General features: G+C 70.2%; 20 protein-coding genes. 11 read left to right on the top strand and 9 right to left on the bottom strand.

All coding sequences use genetic code 11. The annotated features are described in order from the left end of the window. The first annotated feature begins 40 nt into the window (after window positions 1–40). The 10 genes from ACIBO2_RS23050 to ACIBO2_RS23005 all read left to right on the top strand — a co-directional run bounded on the left by ACIBO2_RS23050 (window position 41) and on the right by ACIBO2_RS23005 (window position 10,771). Window positions 41–1,018, top strand: a complete 978-nt coding sequence (locus tag ACIBO2_RS23050) for a ribose-phosphate diphosphokinase (RefSeq protein ID WP_357943919.1) — start codon at window positions 41–43, stop codon at window positions 1,016–1,018. Window positions 1,019–1,110: 92 nt separating this feature from the next. Further along, window positions 1,111–1,725, top strand: a complete 615-nt coding sequence (locus ACIBO2_RS23045) for a 50S ribosomal protein L25/general stress protein Ctc (protein ID WP_358541724.1) — start codon at window positions 1,111–1,113, stop codon at window positions 1,723–1,725. Between the two features lie 91 nt (window positions 1,726–1,816). Beyond that, entirely contained in the window at window positions 1,817–2,401 is a 585-nt protein-coding gene (gene pth, locus ACIBO2_RS23040; protein ID WP_357943921.1) for an aminoacyl-tRNA hydrolase, read from the top strand. Between the two features lie 199 nt (window positions 2,402–2,600). Then, window positions 2,601–3,953 (top strand): sugar transferase, encoded by a 1,353-nt coding sequence (locus ACIBO2_RS23035; protein WP_358542267.1) that lies wholly within the window; start codon window positions 2,601–2,603, stop codon window positions 3,951–3,953. After that, complete coding sequence (locus tag ACIBO2_RS23030) at window positions 3,953–4,717, top strand: 3'(2'),5'-bisphosphate nucleotidase CysQ (protein ID WP_358541720.1); 765 nt, start codon at window positions 3,953–3,955, stop codon at window positions 4,715–4,717. Before ACIBO2_RS23035 ends, ACIBO2_RS23030 begins: the two co-directional genes overlap by 1 nt. 18 nt (window positions 4,718–4,735) lie before the next feature. Continuing rightward, window positions 4,736–5,650: a sulfate adenylyltransferase subunit CysD gene (cysD, locus tag ACIBO2_RS23025; RefSeq protein ID WP_357943925.1), complete on the top strand. Its 915-nt coding sequence runs from the start codon at window positions 4,736–4,738 to the stop codon at window positions 5,648–5,650. 4 nt (window positions 5,651–5,654) lie between these two features. Next, window positions 5,655–6,917, top strand: coding sequence for a sulfate adenylyltransferase subunit CysN (gene cysN, locus ACIBO2_RS23020; RefSeq protein WP_357943927.1), 1,263 nt, complete (start codon window positions 5,655–5,657; stop codon window positions 6,915–6,917). A gap of 356 nt (window positions 6,918–7,273) precedes the next feature. After that, window positions 7,274–8,182 (top strand): sulfotransferase, encoded by a 909-nt coding sequence (locus tag ACIBO2_RS23015; RefSeq protein ID WP_397298977.1) that lies wholly within the window; start codon window positions 7,274–7,276, stop codon window positions 8,180–8,182. Window positions 8,183–8,456: 274 nt separating this feature from the next. After that, window positions 8,457–9,377 carry a glycosyltransferase family 2 protein gene (locus ACIBO2_RS23010; protein ID WP_397298974.1) on the top strand — a complete coding sequence of 307 codons (921 nt, stop codon included), beginning with the start codon at window positions 8,457–8,459 and terminating at the stop codon, window positions 9,375–9,377. A 536-nt stretch (window positions 9,378–9,913) separates the two neighbouring features. Next, window positions 9,914–10,771, top strand: coding sequence for a WecB/TagA/CpsF family glycosyltransferase (locus tag ACIBO2_RS23005; RefSeq protein WP_397298971.1), 858 nt, complete (start codon window positions 9,914–9,916; stop codon window positions 10,769–10,771). 436 nt (window positions 10,772–11,207) lie between these two features. Here ACIBO2_RS23005 and ACIBO2_RS23000 read toward each other — a convergent pair whose 3' ends face one another. The 6 genes from ACIBO2_RS23000 to ACIBO2_RS22975 all read right to left on the bottom strand — a co-directional run bounded on the left by ACIBO2_RS23000 (window position 11,208) and on the right by ACIBO2_RS22975 (window position 17,856). Continuing rightward, window positions 11,208–12,104 (bottom strand): sulfotransferase, encoded by an 897-nt coding sequence (locus tag ACIBO2_RS23000; RefSeq protein ID WP_358541706.1) that lies wholly within the window; start codon window positions 12,102–12,104, stop codon window positions 11,208–11,210. Window positions 12,105–12,277: 173 nt separating this feature from the next. Continuing rightward, complete coding sequence (locus tag ACIBO2_RS22995; RefSeq protein ID WP_358541704.1) at window positions 12,278–13,549, bottom strand: polysaccharide biosynthesis C-terminal domain-containing protein; 1,272 nt, start codon at window positions 13,547–13,549, stop codon at window positions 12,278–12,280. Continuing rightward, the gene (locus ACIBO2_RS22990) at window positions 13,537–14,382 is read right to left on the bottom strand and encodes a sulfotransferase domain-containing protein (RefSeq protein WP_358542264.1); all 846 of its coding nucleotides are present in this window, start codon (window positions 14,380–14,382) and stop codon (window positions 13,537–13,539) included. Before ACIBO2_RS22990 ends, ACIBO2_RS22995 begins: the two co-directional genes overlap by 13 nt. 5 nt (window positions 14,383–14,387) lie before the next feature. Further along, the gene (locus tag ACIBO2_RS22985) at window positions 14,388–15,293 is read right to left on the bottom strand and encodes a hypothetical protein (RefSeq protein WP_397298967.1); all 906 of its coding nucleotides are present in this window, start codon (window positions 15,291–15,293) and stop codon (window positions 14,388–14,390) included. Further along, complete coding sequence (locus ACIBO2_RS22980; protein ID WP_397298964.1) at window positions 15,290–16,567, bottom strand: hypothetical protein; 1,278 nt, start codon at window positions 16,565–16,567, stop codon at window positions 15,290–15,292. The genes ACIBO2_RS22985 and ACIBO2_RS22980 overlap by 4 nt, the downstream gene beginning before the upstream one ends. Next, the gene (locus ACIBO2_RS22975; RefSeq protein ID WP_397298961.1) at window positions 16,564–17,856 is read right to left on the bottom strand and encodes a YveK family protein; all 1,293 of its coding nucleotides are present in this window, start codon (window positions 17,854–17,856) and stop codon (window positions 16,564–16,566) included. The genes ACIBO2_RS22980 and ACIBO2_RS22975 overlap by 4 nt, the downstream gene beginning before the upstream one ends. Before the next feature lie 347 nt (window positions 17,857–18,203). Between ACIBO2_RS22975 and ACIBO2_RS22970 the strand changes: the two genes are divergently transcribed. Then, window positions 18,204–19,247, top strand: coding sequence for a hypothetical protein (locus ACIBO2_RS22970; RefSeq protein ID WP_358541693.1), 1,044 nt, complete (start codon window positions 18,204–18,206; stop codon window positions 19,245–19,247). Here ACIBO2_RS22970 and ACIBO2_RS22965 read toward each other — a convergent pair. The 3 genes from ACIBO2_RS22965 to ACIBO2_RS22955 form a co-directional block, all read right to left on the bottom strand. Beyond that, complete coding sequence (locus ACIBO2_RS22965; protein ID WP_358541690.1) at window positions 19,192–20,073, bottom strand: sulfite exporter TauE/SafE family protein; 882 nt, start codon at window positions 20,071–20,073, stop codon at window positions 19,192–19,194. The genes ACIBO2_RS22970 and ACIBO2_RS22965 overlap by 56 nt on opposite strands. Further along, window positions 20,070–21,284: an adenylyl-sulfate kinase gene (gene cysC, locus ACIBO2_RS22960; protein ID WP_358541687.1), complete on the bottom strand. Its 1,215-nt coding sequence runs from the start codon at window positions 21,282–21,284 to the stop codon at window positions 20,070–20,072. The genes ACIBO2_RS22965 and cysC overlap by 4 nt, the downstream gene beginning before the upstream one ends. Window positions 21,285–21,635: 351 nt before the next feature. After that, entirely contained in the window at window positions 21,636–22,352 is a 717-nt protein-coding gene (locus ACIBO2_RS22955) for a methyltransferase domain-containing protein (RefSeq protein WP_358541684.1), read from the bottom strand. Between the last annotated feature and the right edge of the window lie 25 nt (window positions 22,353–22,377).

The following is a 22,377-nucleotide window of genomic DNA, read 5'->3' as shown; positions in this document are numbered from 1 at the left end:
ACAACCGCACCGTGGTCACGAGACCGGCGAAGGAGATCTCATGACCAGCATCAAGCAGCCGGGCGAGAAGAACCTCATGCTCTTCTCCGGCCGGGCCTACCCGGAGCTCGCCGAGGAGGTCGCCGAGCACGTCGGCGTCTCCCTCACGCCCACCAAGCTGATCGACTTCGCCAACGGCGAGATCTACGCCCGCTACCTCGAATCCGTCCGCGGCTGCGACGCCTTCGTGATCCAGAGCCACACCGGGCCCATCAACCAGTGGATCATGGAGCAGCTCATCATGGTCGACGCGCTGAAGCGGGCCTCCGCCAAGCGCATCACCGTGGTCATGCCGTTCTTCGGCTACGCCAGGCAGGACAAGAAGAGCCGCGGCCGCGAGCCGATCACGGCCAGGCTGATGGCCGACCTGTTCAAGACCGCGGGCGCCGACCGGCTCATGTCGATAGACCTGCACACCTCGCAGATCCAGGGCTTCTTCGACGGCCCGGTCGACCACCTGTTCGCCATGCCGGTGCTGGAGAGCTACCTGAAGAACCGGCTCGACCTGGCCAACACCACGATCGTCTCGCCCGACACCGGCCGGGTCCGGCTGTCGGAGCGCTGGGCCGACACGCTCGGCACGCCGCTGGCCTTCATCCACAAGCGCCGCGACCTCGACGTGGCCAACTCGGTGAAGGTCAACGAGGTCGTCGGCAAGGTGCGGGGGCGCACCTGCGTGCTGATCGACGACATGATCGACACCGCGGGCACCATCTGCAAGGCCGCCGACGCCCTCTACGAGCAGGGCGCCACCAACGTGATCACCGCCGCGACCCACGCGGTGTTCTCCGATCCCGCGGTCGACCGGCTGAAGAACTCCCGGATCTCCGAGGTCATCGTCACCAACACCCTGCCGTTGTCCCAGGCCAACAGGTTCGACAAGCTCACGGTCCTGTCGATCGCGCCGCTGATCGCGCGCGCGATCACCGAGGTCTTCACCGACGGGTCGGTCACCAGCCTGTTCGAGGGCGACACCTGAGCCGGTAGACTTTTACGGTTGCGTTCGTAACGCCTTCCGCTAGGGCGGGTGAGGGGGAACGCAAATCCCGCAAAGCATCCCTAGGAGATGTCGTGTCTGAAGTACGTATCGCCGCCGAGCCGCGCACCACGTTCGGCAAGGGCGCCGCTCGCAAGATCCGTCGTGACAACAAGGTGCCCGCGGTCCTCTACGGCCACGGCACCGACCCCAAGCACCTGACGCTGCCCGGCCACGAGGTGCTCCTCGCGCTGCGCACCGCCAACGTGCTGATCCACCTCAAGGGCGACGGCGTCGACGAGCTCGCGCTGCCCAAGGGCGTTCAGCGCGACCCGATCAAGGGCTTCGTCGAGCACGTCGACCTGCTCCTGGTCAAGCGGGGCGAGAAGGTCACCGTCGACATCCCGGTCACCACGGTCGGCGCCGTCAACTCCGAGGGCCTGCTTGACCAGCAGCTCGTCTCCGTCTCGGTCGAGGCCGAGGCCACCCACATCCCGACCGGCGTCGAGGTCGACGTCGAGGGTCTGGTGATCGGCACCGTGGTCACCGCCGCCGACCTCAAGCTGCCCGAGGGCTCCACGCTGATCGCCGAGGGTGAGACCGTCATCCTTCAGGTCATCGCCAAGCCGGTCGAGGAGCCCACGGAGGCCGAGGCCGAGGCTGCTGAGGCCGCCGCGACCGCCACGGTCACTGAGGAAGCCGGCGAGTAACACACCGCTGTTCGGCGACGGGGCAGCCGGCCGGCTGCCCCGTTTCGCTTGAGGGAGACACCCTTAAGGAAGGCACGTTAAGGGAAGGCATATGGACCGCTGGTTGATCGTCGGGCTCGGCAATCCGGGCGCCGAATACGCCGGCAACAGGCACAACGCGGGCTTCATGGTGCTCGACGAGCTGGCCGCCAGGGCCGGCGGGCGGTTCAAGGCGCACCGGAGCCGGGCCGAGGTCCTGGAGTCCAGTCGCGCGGTGCTGGCCAAGCCGCTGACGTACATGAACCTGTCGGGCGGCCCGCTCAAGGCACTGTCCGACTTCTACAAGCTCGGCCCCGACCGGCTGATCGTGGTCCACGACGAGCTCGACGTCCCCTACGGCGCGCTGCGCGCCAAGTTCGGCGGCGGCGACAACGGCCACAACGGGCTCAAGTCGATCACCAAGGTGCTCGGCACCCGCGACTACCTGCGGGTCCGCTTCGGCATCGGGCGCCCGCCCGGCCGCATGGACCCAGCCGCCTACGTGCTCAAGGACTTCGCCACGGCCGAGCGCAAGGACCTGGGCTTCCTGGTCGACCGGGCGGCCGACGTGGTGGAGTCGCTGATGGAGCGTGGGCTCGAGACCACGCAGAACGAGTTCCACCGCGCCGATCTGCACATTTCCGGCCCTCCTCGCTGACCATCGCATAGAGGCGTTCGCGGTTTCCCACGCGTCGCTCAGCGCTACGATCTGGTGACTGTCCGTTGATCATCGGTCACGTGGAGGATTCGTGCGCGACGGCGATGGGCTGCTGACCGCTGTCCGGTCCGGCCACGCCAGGTCCGGGCGGCTCAGTCCGCACCTGCCCCCCTGGATACGCGCCTACCGTGTGCGCACCATGCTCGGCGACTTCCTGTGCGCGGGGGTGGCGTCCGGGTTCGCGTTCTTCGCCAGGTTCGGCGGTTTCACCGCTTACGCCGCGCCGTACCTCGTGGTCAGCATGGCCCTGCCGGTGCTGTGGATCTGCACGGTCGCCTTCAACCGGGCCTACGAGCCGCGCATGCTCGGCATCGGCTCCGAGGAGTTCCGCCGCGTCGTACAGTGCGGCGTCGCGCTGACCGCCGCGACGGCCATCGGCTCCTACGTGACCAAGACCGACATCGCCCGCGGCTACGTGGTCCTCGCCCTGCCGCTGGTGACACTCCTCACTCTTTTCTGCAGGTACGCCCTGCGCCGCTCGCTCCACCGGCGCCGGGCCGCGGGCGCGTGCATGCGCAAGGTGGTGGCCGTCGGGCACGCCTCCGCCATCGCCGAGCTGGTCCACCTGTTCCGCAGGGAGCCCTATCACGGCATGGAGGTCGTGGCCGCCTGCCTGCCCGACGACGCGCCCGGTGAGCGGGTCGGGGAGGTGCCCGTCGCGGGTGGCTTCAGTGACGTGTCGATCGTGGTCGACCAGTCCGGCGCCGACACCGTGGCCGTGCTCGCCTGCCCCGAGATGGACGGCCAGGCGCTGCGGCGGCTGGCCTGGCGGCTGGAGCGCACCCGCACCGACCTGGTGGTCGCCCCGGCGCTGATGGACGTGGCCGGGCCGCGCACGATGATCCGACCGGCCGCCGGTCTGCCGCTGCTGCACGTCGAGCACCCCGAGCTGGCGGGGGTCAGGCAGCTGGTCAAGAACGGATTCGACCGGGTGGTGGCCGCCCTGCTGCTGGTGTGCCTGGCTCCGTTGCTGGGCGGGCTGGCGCTGGCCGTACGCGTGAGCAGTCCCGGGGCGGCGCTGTTCAAGCAGATCAGGGTCGGCAAGGACGGCCGGCCCTTCATGATCGTGAAGTTCCGCACGATGCGGCGCGGTTCGGAGCAGCAGAAGATCACCCTCGTCAGCGACAGTGACGGTGTGCTGTTCAAGGTCCGCAACGATCCCCGGGTGACGCCGCTCGGCACGCTGATGCGGCGGCACTCGCTCGACGAGCTGCCGCAGCTCATCAACGTCGTGCTCGGGCACATGTCGCTGGTCGGGCCGCGCCCGCCGCTGCCGGAAGAGGTCGCCCGCTACGGCGACGACGTCCGCCGGAGGCTGCTGGTCCGACCTGGTTTGACCGGGCTATGGCAAGTCAGCGGAAGATCCGACTTGTCCTGGGAGGAATCGGTCCGCCTCGACCTGCGTTACGTGGAGAACTGGTCTCTCATGCTGGATCTACAGATTCTTTGGAAAACCTGGTCGGCCGTCGCCCGCGGGCAAGGAGCTTATTGATGACGATTCGGGACGACCATGCCCTCGCTGCCGATCTGGCGACGGAGGCTGGCGAGCGGTTGCTGGAGGTTCGCCGGCGCACCGGGTTCGCTGACGCGTCCGCGTTGCGGGCCGAGGGTGACCGCAGCGCGCACGTCTTCCTGATGGAGTCGCTGGCCCGGCTGCGGCCGAGCGACTGCGTGCTCTCCGAGGAGGCCACCCGCGAGGAACGCCTCGACCCACGCAGGCAGAGCGCCTCACGGGTGTGGATCGTCGACCCGCTCGACGGCACCCGCGAGTTCTCCGAGGAGGGCCGGTCCGACTGGGCCGTCCACGTGGCGCTCTGGGAGCGGGGCGCGCTGAGCGCGGGCGCGGTGGCGCTGCCCGCCCAGGGCCGCACGCTCAACACCGCCGAGCCGCCCACGCTGCCCACCTTCGACAAGGGCCGCTTCCGCATCGCGGTCAGCCGCACCAGGCCGCCCGAGTTCGTGCAGAAGCTGGCCTATCTGGTCGGCGCCGACCTCGTGCCGATCGGGTCGGCCGGGGCGAAGATCTCCGCCGTGCTCACCGGAGAGGTCGAGGCGTACGTGCACGCCGGCGGCCAGTACGAGTGGGATTCGGCCGCGCCCGTCGCTGTCGCGCAGGCGGCCGGGGCCCACGCCAGCCGCATCGACGGCTCGCCGCTGACCTACAACCAAGCCGACCCCTCACTACCGGATATCCTTGTTTCCCTACCTGACTTGGCGTCTGCCCTGCTCGCCGGGATTCGGGACCTGCATCGCTGAAGGCCGGAGGAAGCCCCTATGCTCCAGCGCGACTACACGACGTCGCAGCTCGACGTACTCGAAGCCGAGGCCATTCACATCATGCGTGAAGTGGCGGCGGAGTTCGAGCGCCCCTGTCTGCTCTTCTCGGGCGGCAAGGACTCCATCGTCATGCTGCGGATCGCCGAGAAGGCGTTCTGGCCGGCACCGATCCCGTTCCCGCTGATGCACGTCGACACCGGCCACAACTTCGACGAGGTCATCGAGTTCCGTGACCGCCGTTCCGAGGAGCTGGGCGCCCGCCTGGTCGTGGCCAGCGTGCAGGATTCGATCGACGCCGGGCGCGTGGTCGAGGAGACGGGCCGCCGCGCCTCGCGCAACCGCCTGCAGACCACCACGCTGCTCGACGCGATCGAGGACCAGGAGTTCGACGCCGTCTTCGGCGGTGCCCGGCGTGACGAAGAGAAGGCCCGCGCCAAGGAGCGGGTCTTCTCCTTCCGCGACGACTTCGGCCAGTGGGACCCCAAGAACCAGCGCCCCGAGCTGTGGAACCTCTACAACGCGCGGATCCGCAAGGGCGAGCACATCCGGGTCTTCCCGCTGTCCAACTGGACCGAGCTCGACATCTGGGACTACATCCGGCGCGAGGGCATCGAGATCCCGTCCATCTACTTCTCCCACACCCGCAAGGTCTTCGAGCGTGACGGCATGCTGCTGCCCGACTCCGAGGTCGTCAAGCGGGGCGATGACGAGCCGCTGTTCGAGGCGGTGGTGCGCTATCGCACAGTGGGCGACATGACCTGCACCGGGGCCGTGCAGTCCACGGCCGCCACGGTCGAGGAGATCATCGAGGAGATCGCGGTCACCCGGATCACCGAGCGCGGGGCCACCAGGGCCGACGACCGCGCCTCGGAGGCCGCCATGGAGGATCGCAAGCGGGAAGGCTACTTCTAAACCCATGGACATTCTGCGTTTCGCGACCGCGGGAAGTGTCGACGACGGCAAGTCCACCCTGATCGGCCGCCTGCTCTTCGACTCCAAGGCGATCTTCGAGGACCAGCTGGAGGCGGTCGAGCGCACCTCGCGCGACCGCGGCACCGAATACACCGACCTGTCGCTGCTCACCGACGGCCTGCGGGCCGAGCGGGAGCAGGGCATCACGATCGACGTGGCCTACCGCTACTTCGCGACGCCGCGCCGCAAGTTCATCATCGCCGACACACCCGGCCACATCCAGTACACCCGCAACATGGTCACCGGCGCCTCCACCGCCGACCTGGCGATCATCCTCATCGACGCGCGCAAGGGCGTCCTTGAGCAGTCGAGGCGGCACGCCTTCCTGACCACGCTCCTGCGGGTGCCCCACCTGGTCCTGGCCGTCAACAAGATGGACCTGGTCGACTACTCGGAGGAGCGCTTCGAGGAGATCCGCGAGGAGTTCACGGCCTTCGCCTCGAAGCTCAACGTGGCCGACCTGACCTTCATCCCCATCTCGGCGCTCAACGGCGACAACGTGGTCTCGCGGTCCGAGAACATGCCCTGGTATCACGGCTCGTCCCTGCTGCACCACCTGGAGAACGTCCACATCGCCTCCGACCGCAACCTGGTCGACGTGCGCTTCCCCGTCCAATACGTGATCCGCCCGCAGCGGGCCACCGACCACGCCTTCCACGACTACCGCGGCTACGCGGGGCAGGTGGCGGGCGGCGTGCTCAAGCCCGGTGACGAGGTCGTCCACCTCCCCTCGGGCCTGGCCACCCGGATCGCCTCGATCGACACCTTCGACGGGCCGGTGGAAGAGGCGTTCCCGCCCATGTCGGTGACGCTCCGCTTCGAGGACGATATCGACATCTCGCGCGGCGACATGATCGCCCGGCCCAACAACCAGCCGCAGGTCGCGCAGGAGATCGACGCCATGATCTGCTGGATGGCCGACAGCGCCAAGCTGGCGCCGCGCTCCAAGCTCGTGATCAAGCACACGACGCGGACCGCTCGGGCGCTCGTCCGTGACCTGCACTATCGGCTCGACGTCAACACGCTGCACCGCGACGAGACGGCCACCTCGCTGTCGCTCAACGAGATCGGGCGGGTGTCGTTGCGGATCACCCAGCCGTTGTTCGTGGACGACTACTCGCGTAACCGGTTGACCGGTGGGTTCATCCTGGTGGACGAGTCCACGAACGCGACCGTCGGGGCCGGCATGATCATGGACCTGCGGTAGCCGACTGATTCATGACGGGCGTCCAGCGGGCTGGGTGTGCGCGCGGGCGTCCTGTGGCCGGGCGCCCGCGTCTGCGTGCCCGTGGATGAGGAGTTGGCGCAGGCGTTCCAGCGGGCTGGACGTCCGCGTCGGCGCGCCTGCGGCTAAGAGGTTCGGTACGGGCGTCCGGTGGGCCGGGCGCCCGCATTTGCGCGCCCGTGGCTGAGGGGCTGACGCGGGTGTCCGCCGGGCTGTGACGGATTGGCGCAGGTGGCTCGGGGGCTTAGGTAGATCCTTTGTCGTTTCGCGGATGCGATGATTACTCTCCGCGCTAGCCTCTCCACGTTCCGTATCCGTGACGTGAAGGCCATTCCCCCGTGACGCACCGTTCGACCGCCTACCGGGTGGTCTACCTGGGCGGCCTCGGCCGTAGCGGCACCACGCTGCTCGAGAGACTGCTCGGCGAGATCCCCGGCGTGGCACCCCTCGGCGAGGTCGTACACCTCTGGGCCCGAGGCGTACTGGCCGGCGAGCCATGCGGCTGTGGCGAGCCCTTCCCGGCCTGCCCGTTCTGGCGCGAGGTCGGCGAGACCGCGTTCGGCGGATGGACGCGGGCTCTGGCCGAACGCGTCCTCACCCTGCGGCACCGCGTCGACCGTACCCGCAGGATCCCCCGCATCGGCCACCCGGAGCTGGCGGAGTACGCCAGCACCTACCAGCGCCTCTACAACGCCGCGGCCAAGACCGCCGGCGCGACGGTCGTGATCGACTCCGGCAAACACGCCTCCCTGGCCTTCTGCCTGGCGGCGGCCGGGGTGGACGTGCATGTGGTCCACGTGGTCAGAGACCCGCGGGCCGTCGCCCACTCCTGGCGCAAGACCGTCGAACGCCCCGAGGACGGCCGCCCGATGACCCGCTGGGGCCCCGCCCGCACAGCAGCCCACTGGACGGCCCAGAACCTCGCCCTGGACCTCCTCGCCGCCCGCGGGGTCCCGGTGACGAGGCTTCGCTACGAGGACCTCCTGGCCGACCCAGCGGCCGCTCTGGCGACATTGGCCGACATCCTGGGCCTGGGCACGGCGCTGCCGTTCCTGACCGGCACGACCGCCCACCTGACCACCGCCCACACCGCCTCGGGCAACCCCATGCGCTTCACCGTCGGCCCGGTCGAACTGCGACGGGACGACGCGTGGCACTCCGGCCTCCCGCGCCACCATCGGCACCTGGTCGCGGCACTCACCTGGCCGCTCAGGTCGCGGTACGGGTATGGGGAGGCGGCGGCATGAGCGGGTCTCGCGCGGTCGGGCCTGGTGCAGACGGACCTTGGGTGGTCGGGTCTCGCGCGGTCGGGTCTTGTGTGGACGGACCTTGGGTGGTCGGGTCTCGTGCGGACGGGCTTTCGGTGGTCGGGCTTTCGGTGGTCGGGTCTCAGGGGGCGGGGTCCCGCGCGGCCCGGCCTCAGGTAGGCGGGTCTTTTGCGGTCGAGCGTCGTGTGGTCGGGCCGCGTGAATGGGTTGCCGACGCCGTGGCGTGGGCCGTACCTCTCGAAGTGGGGATCGCATGAGTGCGTCCGTCGGCGTGGTGATTCCCACTCGGGGTGACCGGCCCGAACAACTGCGGGCGGCCGCCCGAGCCGTCCTGACCCAGGACTACCCCGGCCGGATCTCGTTGGTCATCGTCGTCGACGGTGGCGATCCCATCGCAGTCGCCGGGCAGGTGGCCGATGTGGTGACGCCGGGCGTCGCCACGAACGCCCGCCACCGCGTGCTCGTCCTGCCCAACGCCCTCAGCGCCGGGCTGCCGGGTGCGCGCAACACCGGCATCTCCGCGTGCGACACCGATCTGATCGCCTTCTGCGACGACGATGACGTGTGGCTGCCGGGCAAACTCGCCGCGCAGCAGCAGGCGATCGAGGATGGCGCGGAGTTCGTCAGTTGCGGCATCGAGGTCGAGTACGGCCTACGTCGGGTGCCGAGGCTCGCGGGCAGCGACACGGTCACGGCGGCCGACCTGGTGCGTTCGCGCATGGTGATGGTGCACTCGTCGACGTTCTTGTTCAAGCGCGGGGCCCTCTGGGTGGACGAGAGCGCCCCGGCCGGCCAGAACGAGGACTGGGACCTGGCCCTGCGCGCGGCCAAGCGGCATCCGATCGCGAATGTCGATCGCCCACTTGTACGTATCCGTTGGGGCAATTCCCACTATGTCGCCTGCTGGGCCGACCGCATCGCCGGGCTGGAGTGGATGCTCGCCCGGCACCCCGAACTGGCCGTGGATCCGCGCGGCGCGGCGCGGGTCTACGGCCAGCTCGCCTTCCACCACGCCGCACTGGGGCGGCGTCGTGAGGCCGGTCGCTGGGCCCTGCGCACGTTCGCCGAGCGCATCGCCGAACCACGCGCCCCGATCGCCCTCGCCGTCGCCGCAGGGCTGATCTCCGCGCCGGCGGTGCTCGCCCTGCTCCACGATCGGGGGCACGGCATTTGAGCGCCGTCACGGCGGAAGTGGTCACCGCAGGTGTGGTCACCACAGGTGTGTTCACAGCGGACGTCGTTACAATGCGTGTCTTACGGCGGGCGTCGTTATCTCGGGCGTCGCTACGGCGGGCATGGTCTCGGCGGGCGCCACGGGCGTGGTCATCGCGGGCGCCGTTACAGTGCGCGCCATCTCGGAGGGCGCGGTCTCGGCGGGCGTCATAACGGCGAGCGTCGTTACAGAGAGCCCCTGCGCGGGGCGCGACGCATGAAGTCCCGGCACAGGGCGCGACGCATGAAGTCCCGGCACAGGGCGCGACGCATGGACTCCCGACACAGGGCGCGGCGCAAGGCGTGCCAGCGCGGGGCTCGGTGCAAGGTATGCCAGCGCGGGGCTCGATGTAAGGGGTGCTGGGGCGGGGCTCGGTGCAAGGCGTGCTGGTGTGGGGCTTGTTGCAGGGAGCCCCGATGTCGACTCCGTCACACGGGGTCCGGATACCGGGGTTTGACACGGGTGGGGTTCACGGGGTGTGGGGAGAGGGGCCGGGGATGGTTGGCGAGCAGGCGAGGCCGGTGCGGGTGCTGGTCGGGGGTGTTGCCGTCGATCCGCTGACCGAGCGCCAGGTCGTCGAGCACGTCGATGGTGAGCTGGGCGCGGGGAGGGGTGGGCGGATCGTGACGCCGAACGTCGACATCTGCCGCGCCGTCGCGAAGGACGTCAAACTCCGTCACCTCGTCAACTCCGCTGACCTCGTCGTGGCCGATGGGATGCCGCTGGTGTGGGCGTCGCGGCTGCTCGGCACGCCGATACCCGAGCGGGTCACTGGGGCCGACCTGATCTGGTCGTTGAGCAAGCTGGCCGCTCGCCGTGGGTGGCCCGTCTATCTCCTGGGCGGCCCGCCGGGCGTGGCCGCGTCCGCCGCTCATGAGCTCACCGCCTGCTATCCCACGCTTCAGGTCTGCGGCGTGGACGCGCCGCCCTACCGGTTCGAGAGCGGTGCTGGTGAGCGTGAGCGGGTGCGGCGGAAGGTCGTGGGGGCGGAGCCGAAGATGGTGTTCGTCGGGCTCGGGTTTCCGCGGCAGGACCGGCTGATCGCGCGGCTGAGCCAGGATCTGCCGGGGGCGTGGTTCGTGGGGTGCGGGTCGGCGATCGCGTTCGCCGCCGGCACGGTGCCCAGGGCGCCCGAGTGGATGCGAGGTGCGGGGTTGGAGTGGGCGTTTCGGCTGGTGAGCGAGCCCGGTCGACTCGCCAGGCGCTACCTGGTCGACGACCTGCCGTTCGCGGCCCGGTTGCTGGGTGATTGCCTGAGAGCACGGGCCTCGTCGGGAAGTGCCCACGACTCGTCGGGAAGTGCCCACGACTCGTCGGAAGGCGCACGCGACTCGTCGGGGAGCGCAGGCGAATAGGTCGGCTAGGCGATGGTCTCGCCTCCTCAGGGACCTGTCCGGACCCGCACAGACCGTTTCAGGGCGGTCTTAGGTCGGGTTCAGACCCGCGCAGACCCGTTCGAACCCGACCAGGCCATCTTGGATCCGCGCAGACCCGCCCGGACCCGCCCGGACTCGACCGGGCCATCTTGGACCAGCCCAGACATCCCCAGAGACGCCCACGCCCGACCAGAACTGCCCAGACACGCGCGCCCGGACATGCCCAGACACGCGCGCCCAGACATGCTCAGACACGACCCGAAACCACCCGAACTGCCCGGACCCGCCCGGTGACAGGGCCGGTGGCAGGAGCGGTGGCTGGCCAGCGGAGCCGACGCCGACCGGCCTCCGATGGGCCGAGGTGGTGCTGGGCGGCGACGCGCCACGGTTCCGGCGCGACGAGCTGGCCGGTGGCTCATCCGGCGGAGGTGAGCTCCCGTACGCGGGTCGCTTCCGCTCGTGTCAGGCCGAGGGTGGCCGTTTCGAGCGCGCGGCGTGAGTTCATGGGCCGGAAGGCCGTGCGGGACAGGCCCGACCAGGCGAAAGCGCTCCCCGCGCCGACGGGGGCCGTGCATGCTCGGGTGATGCGGCGCTCGGCCGTGGGCGACCAGGCGAGGCCCGCGTACTCGTACAGCTGCCGGAAGCCCGGGACCGGTGCGGAGGCCAGTTCGTCGTAGGAGGTCAGCAGGATGCCGGGGGTGCGGGCGAGGATCGCCTGAGTGACCCGCCACAGCGCCGCCGCCTTGGCGATGCGGTCCTGGGAGCCGATCAGGGCGCGGAGGTCGAGGAGCTCGGGGTGGTCGCGGACGAGCAGGGGTTGTTCGAGGAGCTCGTGGAAGTAGACGGTCCAGCCCAGGCGCTGCCAGCTGGCCACGAACGCCACCGGGTCCCGGGTGAGCGCGATCACCTTGCAGCCCAGCCGCTTGGCGAACCAGCCCGCTGAGAGCACCGCGAACGGGTCATCGAGCAGGGCCCGTCGTCCCAGCAGGCGGCCGAGGGTGAAGGCCGTGCCGTAGCGGGTCATGCGGGCCAGATCGTACGGCGAGCGGTTGGTACGCAGTTCGGCCAGGTAGCGGTACCGAAGCGCGACCGTGTCGCGGAAGGCGGGCAGCCAGTCGGCGGTGTTGTCGTCGCAGATGTACTGGAAGCGGTGGGTGACCTGGGCCCGCAGGACGCCGGGACAGCGGCCGGGCGGGTGCTGGGGGTTGAGCGGCTCGTTGACGTAGACGAGGTCGCCCCCGGCCGCCAGCATTTTGCCCGTCCAGCTCGTGCCACTCCTGGGCAGGCCCGTCACCAGGATGGGACCGCTCATGCCACAAGCGAGGACTGCGGGAAGGGCGCGCTGGCGAGGCGCGGGACGAGGCCGCTCATGTCGCAGTCCTGGAGCGCGGGAAGGGCGCGCTCGCCAGGCGCGGGACGGGGCCGCTCATGCCGTGGTCCTGGAGTGCGAGAAGGGCGCGCTCGCGGAGCGCGGGGTGCGGCCGGTCACGCTGTGGTCCAGGAGCGGAAGCGGAGTGCGGGGAGGCTGTGGCGGCCGAAGGGGTGCAGGCCGTAGCGGTGGTGCAGTTGCCAGAGCGGGAGCAGGTTCTTGGCGATCATCCCGCCCGCCCAGCCGAGCACCGCGCCGAACGCGCCGTGGGCCGGGATGAGCGCCACGTCCAGCGCGACCGTGCAGGCGATGGCCGCCACCAGGTTGAGCAGGCTGGCCGTGGTGTGTCCGGCGGCGGTCAGTACGACGTCGACCATGCCGCACGCGGTCGCCAGCATCATCGTGCCGGCCAGCACCAGCGCCACCGGCACGGCGGCGCCGTAACCCGGCCCGAACAGGCGCAGCAGCCACGGCGCCAGCGCGGCGTACCCGAGCCAGATCGGCCAGGTGAGCAGCACCAGCCAGATCGTCGCCGCCTGGTACAGCTCCCGCGCCCGCCCCATCTCGCCGTCGGCCAGCGCCCTGACCAGGCGCGGCTGCACGGCCTGCGCCAGCCCCTGGTTGGCGAGCTGGCCGACGACCTTGAACCGGGTGGCGGCGGTGTAGACGGCCGCCTGGACCGGGCCGCCGAGCAGCGCGACGACCACGATGTCGAGCCGCTGGAACACCGCCTGGATGGCACCCGCCGCCGAACGCGGCGCCGTGTAAAGCCACAGGTCGCGGGCGGTACCCGGCAGGTACGGCGTACGCGGCAGCCGTTCGCGCAGCTGGATCGCGGCGAGCAGCGCCACCGGCACGTACGGCAGCGCCCAGAGGAACGGCAGCCACTGCGGCCTGGCGGCGACGGCCGCCGCGGCGACGAGCAGGAACTGGAGCGTCGGCAACGCCATCCCGTCGAGCAGCACGGTGGGCCGCATGGCGCCGAAGCCGCGGGTGGCGGCGAGCAGGAGGTCGGCGGCGACCATCACGGGCAGGGCCGCCGCCAGCAGGCCGAGTCGCGGGTAGAGGAGCGCTCCGCAAGCGGTGGCGAGCAGGACCGCCGGTACCAGGGCCGCCCGGATATATCCGGAAATGCCGTGGTAGCCGTAGGTCTTGGCGCGGGCGATGAAATAGATGAGGCCGTTGCCCGCGTCGAGCTTGGCCACACCGGCCACCATGAGGGCCAGAGCGGTGGCGGTGAAGAAGGTGCCCGCCTGGTGCGCGCTGAACGCCCTGGTGACCACCACGACCAGCAGGAACTGGGCCCCCGCGCTGATGACGGCCCCGGCGATGCCCGCGATGCCGCCCCTGGCCACCTGACCGAGCGGCCCCGTGGTCAGCGACGCCACGACGGCTCACCGCCCAGCCAGCGGGCCAGCCGCGTGTCGTACGCCTCGAAATGGTCCTTGAGCCGCTGCCTGACCGAATCGGGCAGCGGCCGGGGCAGCGGCCGCCCGTTGTGGCGTTCGAAGACCGGGTAGCCCAGGTGGGGCAGGCCGAGGAAGTCCAGGACGCGGTCGTAGGCGCGTTCCGGTTCGGCGAAGAAGCGGTGGCTGTCGAGCACCAGGACGTGTTCGCGGCCGAACAGCGGCTCCAGCCGGTCGAGTTGCTCCGCGTAGCGCCCGCGCGCCAGGTAGGCGTGGTGGCGGTGCGCGTGGTGGACGATGTGGGGCCGTTCGCGGATGCTCTGCTCGGCGCCCGCCAGTCGCCGCTCCTCCAGCTCCAGAGCCCGTTCGAAGTCGGACTCGGTCTCGTAGCCCCTGGCCAGCTCGTGGGCGTGCGCGGAGCACGCCCGCTCGACGGGGTCGCGCACCAGCACGATGAGCCTGACCCCGGGCAGGTCGGCCGCGATACGCTCCCCGGCCAGCGGATGGAACAGGTAGTAAGGCGAGGACTCGAACGCCTGCGGATGCGTACCGTGGCGGCGAGCGAGCCGCGCGGCGGCCACCCGGAGCGGAAAGTGACCCTGGTACCAGGACAGACCCCGCCCGTAGTCGGCGTCGAAGTAGTGAACACCCTTGTGCAGCACCGGTTTGAGCAGCAGCGGGTGCCGCGCCAGAGCCCGGTAGAGCGACGTGGTGCCGCACCGCTGCGCTCCGGCGATCAGGAACGACGGCAGCATCCGTACGCTCGACGTGAACCTCCCGGTGGTCCGGGAGACGGACAGGACCGACTGCTTCATCGTGTTCACGTCAGCGGCTCCTGGTGATCGACGAGGGGGTTGAGCCATGTGTCCGGTGGCCCGAGGGGTTCGTGGCCGTCGGCGGCGTGCCGGTCGGCCAGCGTGATGAGGTAGTGCAGGGCCGTCCGCCTGGCCTGCGCCGCCGACAGCCCGAGCGGGGCGAGCACGGGTACGGCCTGCGCCAGGCAGGCCCGCGCGGCCGTGGCCGGGTCCATCCGCCGCAGCGCGCGCTGGAAGAAGTGGTGCACGGCGTCGAACCCGTAGGGCACGCCGACCGCGTAGCGCTCCCAGTCCCAGACGAGCAGCCGCCCGTCACCGGAAGGGGCGACGTTCCAGGGCGACAGGTCGCCGTGCCAGGCCGCTCCCTCGGAGCCACCGGTGCCCGCGATCTCCTTGACGGCCTCGGTGAGCAGGGCGGCGGGGACCCGGCCGCGCCTGATCGGCAGCGGCGAGAGGACCAGGACCGAGTACTCGCCCCAGCGCTCGTGGCGCAGCACGGTCGGCGCGACGACCGTCTTGAGCGCCAGACCGCTCAGCTTCTTGAGCGTGGCGGCCTCGCCGTCGACCAGTTCGCGGGCGCGCGGGGTGTCACCGATCTTCACGAAGGCCAGGCGGGAGCCCTCGCCGTACGCCTCCAGGATGGGCTTGCGGTTGGCCCGGCGAGCCGGGCGTACGTGGAGGACGGTCTCGACGGGGACGCCGAGAATGTCGCTCAGGTACGTCTCGATCGAGCCCTCGACCGGCACCATGACCGGCCGGCCCAGCAGCCCGTGCCATCGGCGCCGGGGGGCCAGGCGGCGCGGCAGCAGCCGGTGCGGCAGCACGCTGTAGGCGCGCGGCGACCCGGGGCCGGGGTAGAGCGCCCGCACGGTCTGGTCGAGGTAGCGCAGCCGCACCTTCGCGTCGTTCACGCGGTCTCCCCGGTGTTACGCCACAGGAGGGCGAAGGAGATGAGGTAGAGGCTGAGCGGCGTGACCAGGCCGTCGTACACGAACATGTAGAGCAGCACGAGGATCATGACGAGCACCCCCGCGAGCCCGATCGGGCTGCGGTCGGGCCAGTGGCGCCGGATCGCGCCCAGGAAGAACGCCACATACAGCGCCGCCCCCACGAAACCCTGGGTGATGATCAGCAGCCAGAGCTGCCCGTCGCTGCCCAGCGGCGGATGGCCGCAGCCGCCGCACCACTCGGTCTTGCCGGTGGTGATCGTGCGGTGGTTGCCCATGGCGTTGCGGGTGTTGCCGTAGCCGATGATCGGCGAGTGCGTGGCCGCCGAGATGGTCGCCGACACGGTGAAGGCCCTGATGTCGTTGGAGTGCGGGTTGTCCAGGCGCTGGCCGACCAGCGAGGCGAGCGGGCTGAGCGCGAACGCCAGCGTCGCCGCCACCGCCGTGGCGCACAGGGCCAGCCTGGTGCGTCCGCCGACCCGGACGATCAGGTAGAGCCCGGCCAGCCCGAGGCCGATCCAGAGGCCGCGGTTGAGCGAGTAGACGATCGGGATGGCGGCCACGGCGGTCAACGCGAAGGCCACCGCCTTGCGGCCGCCCCCGCCGTAGACCCACCAGCCGACCACGAACCAGATGAGCAGCACCGACACGTTGCTGCCCCACGCGTTGGCCCACTCGAACGGCGCCTCGGGGCGCGGCGAGGCGTAGCCGAGCACCTTCTGGGTCTGGGCGGCCGTCGGGTGAATGAGGTTCTGGACGAAGGCGTTGTCGCTGATCCACCCCGGCAGCACCATCTCCAACGGCGAGGTGAACTCCAGCCGGGGGAAGAACACGCCGAGCAGCCCGCCCGCCACGGTCGTGACGAACAGCACCCCGAGCATCCGTACGAGCCTGAGCTGCGGCAGCTCCCGCTCGGTCAGGTTGCCCAGATAGAGAACCATGATCAACAGCGCCGCGTAGAGCGCGAACCGTATGAGGTAGCCGATGACCCGCCCGGCGTTGAACGCCCCGTACGTGTCGGGCGGCATGTCGGCCAGCATCAGCGCGCTCACCGTGTAACCGGCCAGGAGCAGCAGCCACAGCCCGAACCCGCGCGGCACCCGGATCGGCCGGCGCCGCCAGAGCACGACGGCCATGGGCACCGCCAGGACGATCACCGACAGGCCGCCGAAGCCGAGCGCCCACCACACGGGATAGCCGATGAGAAGCGCGCCGATCGGCCACGCCGGACCTCTCATGCCGAGGTGCCCGGCGGGCGGGGGAGCGAGGTCATGGGCGCCGCCTCGCCGGACTCCAGCTCGCCGCTGGCGACCAGCTTGCCGAGCGGGTTGCCCTCGACCGGCTCGGGCCTCGGGGTCAGGTCCCTCGTCGTCACCACACCGATGATCGGTACGTTGTGCCTGCCCAGATGGCGTACGGCGGCGGCCACCTGTGCCGAGGTGGCCCGGCGCAGCCCCACCAGCAGCAAGGCCGCGTCGGCCCGGGCCAGGTCGCCCACGTCGGAGCCGGTCAGCAACGACAGCGGGGCGGTTACGGCCAGCGGCCCGACCACCGGCGTCGCGCCGAGCTCCGCCGGGATCGCCCTGACCAGCAGCCGCTTGCCCGGACAGGCGGCGATCACGGACGAGGCCAGGTCGTGCGGCAGGCCTTGGCGCAGCGGGTCCGACAGGTCGCCGAGGACGGGCAGCCCGGTCAGCCGCTCGACGTCGGCGGCGGTGCGCAACCGGGTGTCGAGCCGGTCGCGGGCGTAGGCGGTGGCCGTGCCGAGGAGCAGGCCGATCATGAGCCCGGTGCCGAGGTAGAGCGGCAGGCTGGGCGAGCTCGGCACGGTCGGCGGCGTGGCCTGGCTGATGACCGACCCGGGAGTGATGGCGACGGTCCGCAGCGCGTCGTACTTGAGCGTGAGGCTGTAGGCCTGCCGGTTGAGCACGCTCTGTCGGTGCGCGGCGATCGTGTGCTCGATGCTGCCCTTGCTCGTCAGGGCGAGCTCCTTGATCACGGTGTCGAGCGCGGTGTTGACCTGCTTGAGCTTGACCAGCATCGCCTTCTGCTGCGCGGTCATCGTCGCCTGCGCGTTCTCGGTGCGGTTGGCCAGGTACGCCTGCGCGTACGCCCGCGACTGGGCCGCCGCGACGGCGGGGTCGGCGGCGGTGACGGAGATCCACAGCACGGCCGAGTTGGGCGGCACTGAGACCTCGACGGGCTCGGGCGTGCCCGTCTTGAGCTCTTTGGCGGCCTTGTCGGCCACCACGGACGACTGGGCGATCTGCGCCTCGGTGTCGAGATTGAGCGGCTCGCGCTGCCGGTTGGTCACCTGGTTGTTCTGGTCCTGGACGCCCACGGGCGCGACCAGGACCTGGGTGGTCGCGGTGTAGGCGGCCGGGGTGAACCGCAGCAGCGCCAGCCCCGCCGTGCCGCCGGCCAGCAGGAACCCCAGGAACAGCAGCCAGCGCCTGCGCACCAGCGACAGATGGTCCGCCAGGTCGCTGGCGTGGCGGCGGCCCGGGAAGTCCGGCGACAGGCTCATTGGAGCGGATCTCCTTCGAGTGTGTGCGCGGTGTCGCCGATCGGCGACTGTGCGTCACAAGTCGCGGCGTCCGCCCACTATAGGCCGGACAGATATTACCCAGGCTGAATCCAGAAGATTTTCTCTGGTACGGCCAGCAATTCGCCCCACGATAGCCCGAAATAATGCGAAATTGAGGACCGGTCGGATGGTTGCTGACCTGGCGATACACCCGCTCCGGCTGAAGTTCTGGGAATGGCATGGCATGGTTCAGGTTTGATAGGACGGGGGTCCTTGGTTGAGGGGGTTGAACGGCCTTGAACCGGTGGGGAATTTCTCATAAAGCGGTAAATATCAGCGTCAAAGGTGTGGCGCTGTTGGTCGTCGCCGTGCTCGCGGGCTGCTCAGCTGTGCAGGGTGCGGGGAGTCCGGCGCAGGTCGCCCAGCCGAGCGCCAGGCCGAACGCGGAGACCTCGCCGGCCTGCGCCGTCACTGCCCGGCTTATTCCATCTTGCGGTGCTTGGTGGGGGATCGCCCCGGAGGTCTTCACCGGCGCGGGCATCGAAAGGTCGCTCCACGGCGCCGAATCCCGCATCGGTGGCACCGCCGACGTGCTGCACGTCTATCACCGGGGCAAGGAGGAGTTTCCGACCAGCGAGGAGGTCGCGCTGGCCCGCGACCCGGTCCGGCCCAGGCTGCTGCTGATCAACTGGAAGCCGTCGCTCGACTACACCTGGGCGCAGATCGCCCGTGGTGCCATCGACCGCAGGATCGACCGGCTGGCCGACTACATCCGGCGCACCTTTCCCGAGCGGTTCTTCCTCACCCTCCACCACGAGCCGGAGAACGACGTCGACGCCGCGCCCGGCTCGGGCATGCAGGCCACCGACTACGCGGCCATGTATCGCCATGTCGTGCTCAGGCTGCGCGACGAGGGCGTCAAGAACGCGGTCACGGTCATGACCTACATGGGCGCGCCCAACTGGGCGGCCAAGCCCTGGTTCGAGCAGCTCTATCCGGGTGACGACGTGGTCGACTGGGTGGCCCTCGACCCCTACGCCGACAGCCGGGTCCGTGACTTCGACGGCCTGGTCAACAAGACCCGGCCCGACTTCGACCAGTGGCCGGGGTTCTACCGGTGGATGCAGTGGCGCTTTCCCGGCAAGCCGGTCATGGTCGCGGAATGGGGCGTGTTCGAGCGAGCCGACGACCGTGCGGCCAAGCGCTCGTTCTTCGAGTCGGTGCGTACGCAGATTCAGCGCTATCCGCAGATCAAGGCGCTGATCTACTTCGACTCGCCGCACGCGCCGCGCGGCGACACGAGCTTCGACTCCGATCCCGCCGCCGGGCGGGCGTTCAGCGAGCTCGCGCGAGATCCCTACTTTCACTCGACGCCCGTGCCGCGGCCCTGACGCGCCAGCGCCAGCCCGCGACGGTCGCGACCGCGGCGCCCGCCAGCGCCCACACCGTCACCGTGTTGTTCACGTCGAGCAGCTTGAGCGCGGAGGCGAGCAGAACGATCCCGAGCAGCGCCCTGATGAGGCCGCCCGGCGCCCTGGAGGAGATCCGGGCGCCGAGGTAGACGCCCGGGATCGAGCCGATGAGCAGCGAGACCGTCAGAGTGAGCTGGAAGTCGCCGAAGAGCAGGTGGCCGAGCGCGGCCGAGGCGACGAGCGGCACCGCCTGCACCAGGTCGGTGCCGACGAGCTGGTTGGCCTTGAGCGCCGGATAGAGAGCCAGCAGGGCCACGATGATCAGGGAGCCCGAGCCGACCGAGGAGATGCCGACGACGAGTCCGCCTACCGTACCGACCAGTACGGTCGGGATTGGGCGCACGACAATGTCGCGGGCGCTCGACGTGCCACCCTTCCCGGCCAGCCACGTCTTGGCGACCAGACCCGCGACGGCGAGTAGCAGCGCCACGCCGAGCGCGTACTTCACACCGTCGCCGACCGCGAACGCGCGCGCGATGAACACCCCGCAGAACGCCGCCGGCACCGACCCCACGCAGAGCCAGCCGACCAGGCGCAGGTTGACCGTGCCCCTGCGCAGGTGTACGGCGCTGCCGACGGGTTTCATCACGGCGGAGGCGACCAGGTCGCTGGAGACCGCGGCCAGCGGCGGGACGTTGAAGAACAGCATCATCATCGGCGTCATGAGCGCGCCGCCGCCCATGCCGGTGAGCCCGACGACGATCGCGACCAGAAAGGACCCGGCGATCAGGGGGAAGTCGATCAACGAACCCAGCCTCCGCTCCGCAGCGCCCCCAGCACCTGGGTGACGGCCGCCTCGATAGAGATGTGCGTCGTGTCGATGATCAGATCGGCGTCGTCCGGCTCCTCATAGGGGTCGGAGATACCGGTGAACTCGGGGATGAGCCCGGCGCGGGCCTTGGCGTACAGGCCCTTGCGGTCGCGGCGCTCACACTCCTCCAGTGGGGTCGCCACGTGCACGAGCAGGAAGTCGGCCCCGACCGACTCGACCATCTCGCGCACCTCCTCGCGGGTGGCGGCGTAGGGGGCGATGGGGGCGCAGATCGCCAGCCCGCCGTGGCGCGCGGCCTCGGCGGCGACGAAGCCGATGCGCCGGATGTTGAGATCGCGGTCGTCCTTGGAGAACGTCAGGCCCTTGGACAGCAGGTGGCGTACCACGTCGCCGTCGAGGTAGGTGACCGGGCGGCTGCCCAGTTCGAGCAGCGAGTCGCGCAGGCCGCGGGCGATCGTGGACTTGCCGGAGCCGGACAGACCGGTGAAGAAGACCACGAGCCCGCGCCGGTGCGGCGGTCCGGGGATGCGCACCGGCTCGGGGCCCGCCAGGTGCTCGGTCGCGCCGTAGGCGGTGGCGACGTGCTCGCGCAGCTCCAGGTCGATCTCGGGCTCCGCGCGCGGCGCCAGCGGCACCGAGACCACCAGGGTGCCCTCGGGCAGTTGCTCCTTGGCGCGCAGCGCGGCGCGTACGACAGCCGGGCCCGTCTCGCCGTACGAGAGGGGGAGCAGCACGATCACCGCGTCGAGCTCCTTGGCGGTGGCGACGATCTCGGTGAGGTCGTCGAGCGGCCCCCGCATGGTGACGGCGAGCGCCGCCCGCCCGTCGAGCTCTTCGCGTATCTGCGCCGGAGTACGGCGAAGCCGGGCGAACGGCCCGTGCTCCGGGGCGCCCAGACCCTTCACCGGACCGGAGGCCAGGCCGTCGGGCTCGCGCTCGGCGACGGTGAGCACGGCCAGCGGCACGCCCTCAGGGTCGAGCAGCGTGACCTCGGTGCCGGGGATGGCCGCTTCCGGAAGATGGAGCGTGACGGGAGCCGGCCACGGGGTGCCATCGGCGAGGGTGCCGCGCTCATGCACCGTGTGCAGGTCGTCGTGCCCAAGGAACCCGCTCAGCGGCTGGAACGCGCCGGAGAGCAGCAGCTCCAGGTCGGCCAGCTCGTACGCCCCTGGGGTCCACTCCACGGTCTGCCATCCCAACTATTCCGATTGACTTGGTAGGAAAGGAGTCTAGCCTTTGGTACAAGTGTGTCGCTAGTGCGATGTCCCCGAACCTTCACCAGACATTCCGCTCCCACTATGGGGGTGTCTCTTCGTGAGGACTTTGTCATGGCGGGCCGCTTGCTTCCGCGCCTGCGACGGGACCGTCCCTCCACGGGAACTTCTGCCGCTCCCCGGAGTGGAGCCCTCCATGAGGGCCTCGGCCACGACGTGCCGTCTTCTTCTTCGCCCCCGGAGGGGGTGTCCCACCTCAAGGGACGTCGGCCACCACGGACCGTCACGGTGCCCGAGACGGTCGTGACGAACCACAGGGGGCTAGATGAGCCGAGCGAAGTGATTCTGCGGCTTTTTGATCACCATGGCGATCTCATCATGCGTAGCCGGAAACCGGTCGCGGGTCAGCTTGGCCGTCATCCTGACAGCCATCCGTCCGATACGCCCCATGGCCGGACCGCTGGTCGCCGTGTGGTCGTCGGTGATCATAAGCCCGCGAGTGAGGCAGAAGGTGTGGATCCCGTCGCGCGAGGTCACCGGCCCGTAGACGGCCGGTAGCGGGCCCGGTGTGCCCGCCGACACCAGGTGCCGCCAGATGAGCCGCCGCAGCCACCACGGGGTGATCCGGTCGAGCAGGCCGTAGGCGGATTTCCGGTCGCGCATGCGCAGCAGGATGAGCCCGCCGGGGCGCAGCGCCTGCAGCAGCCGGTCGAAGACCAGTTCGGCGTGCTGAATGCGCTCCAGCAGGAACGACAGCTGGATCACATCCACCGACCTCGGGGGCAGCGGGACGCAGCGCAGGTCGCCCAGTGACCACATGGCGAGATCGGCTCGCTCGCCGACCACTCTCCTGATCGGGGGCAGGTCCTCGTCGACGCCGGTGGCCCTGGTGTCGATCCGGTCCAGGACCAGTGGCTCGTCGTGCGCGCATCCGGCGACGAGCACGTCGAGCCGCCTGCCGAGCCGTCCGGCCCACTGCTCGCGGATGCGCTGACCAAAGAGATCGCCCCTTGGGGCTACCGACCGCACCTCAGACATGTCACCCAGAGTAATCAATCGACGC

Origin of the sequence: Nonomuraea sp. NPDC050022 (genome assembly GCF_044460705.1) — a bacterium.
GTDB lineage: Bacteria > Actinomycetota > Actinomycetes > Streptosporangiales > Streptosporangiaceae > Nonomuraea.
This window is presented reverse-complemented; position numbering and strand designations above follow the sequence as displayed.

Excerpts from the sequence above, each read along its gene's own strand:
- pth (WP_357943921.1), top strand. The coding sequence starts at position 1,817 with ATGGACCGCTGGTTGATCGTCGGGCTCGGCAATCCGGGCGCCGAATAC.
- ACIBO2_RS23050 (WP_357943919.1), top strand. The coding sequence starts at position 41 with ATGACCAGCATCAAGCAGCCGGGCGAGAAGAACCTCATGCTCTTCTCC.
- cysN (WP_357943927.1), top strand. The coding sequence starts at position 5,655 with ATGGACATTCTGCGTTTCGCGACCGCGGGAAGTGTCGACGACGGCAAG.
- ACIBO2_RS23000 (WP_358541706.1), bottom strand. The coding sequence starts at position 12,104 with ATGAGCGGTCCCATCCTGGTGACGGGCCTGCCCAGGAGTGGCACGAGC.
- ACIBO2_RS22990 (WP_358542264.1), bottom strand. The coding sequence starts at position 14,382 with ATGAAGCAGTCGGTCCTGTCCGTCTCCCGGACCACCGGGAGGTTCACG.
- ACIBO2_RS23035 (WP_358542267.1), top strand. The coding sequence starts at position 2,601 with ATGCTCGGCGACTTCCTGTGCGCGGGGGTGGCGTCCGGGTTCGCGTTC.
- ACIBO2_RS22975 (WP_397298961.1), bottom strand. The coding sequence starts at position 17,856 with ATGAGCCTGTCGCCGGACTTCCCGGGCCGCCGCCACGCCAGCGACCTG.
- cysD (WP_357943925.1), top strand. The coding sequence starts at position 4,736 with ATGCTCCAGCGCGACTACACGACGTCGCAGCTCGACGTACTCGAAGCC.
- ACIBO2_RS23010 (WP_397298974.1), top strand. The coding sequence starts at position 8,457 with ATGAGTGCGTCCGTCGGCGTGGTGATTCCCACTCGGGGTGACCGGCCC.
- ACIBO2_RS22955 (WP_358541684.1), bottom strand. The coding sequence starts at position 22,352 with ATGTCTGAGGTGCGGTCGGTAGCCCCAAGGGGCGATCTCTTTGGTCAG.
- ACIBO2_RS23030 (WP_358541720.1), top strand. The coding sequence starts at position 3,953 with ATGACGATTCGGGACGACCATGCCCTCGCTGCCGATCTGGCGACGGAG.
- ACIBO2_RS22980 (WP_397298964.1), bottom strand. The coding sequence starts at position 16,567 with ATGAGAGGTCCGGCGTGGCCGATCGGCGCGCTTCTCATCGGCTATCCC.
- ACIBO2_RS23005 (WP_397298971.1), top strand. The coding sequence starts at position 9,914 with ATGGTTGGCGAGCAGGCGAGGCCGGTGCGGGTGCTGGTCGGGGGTGTT.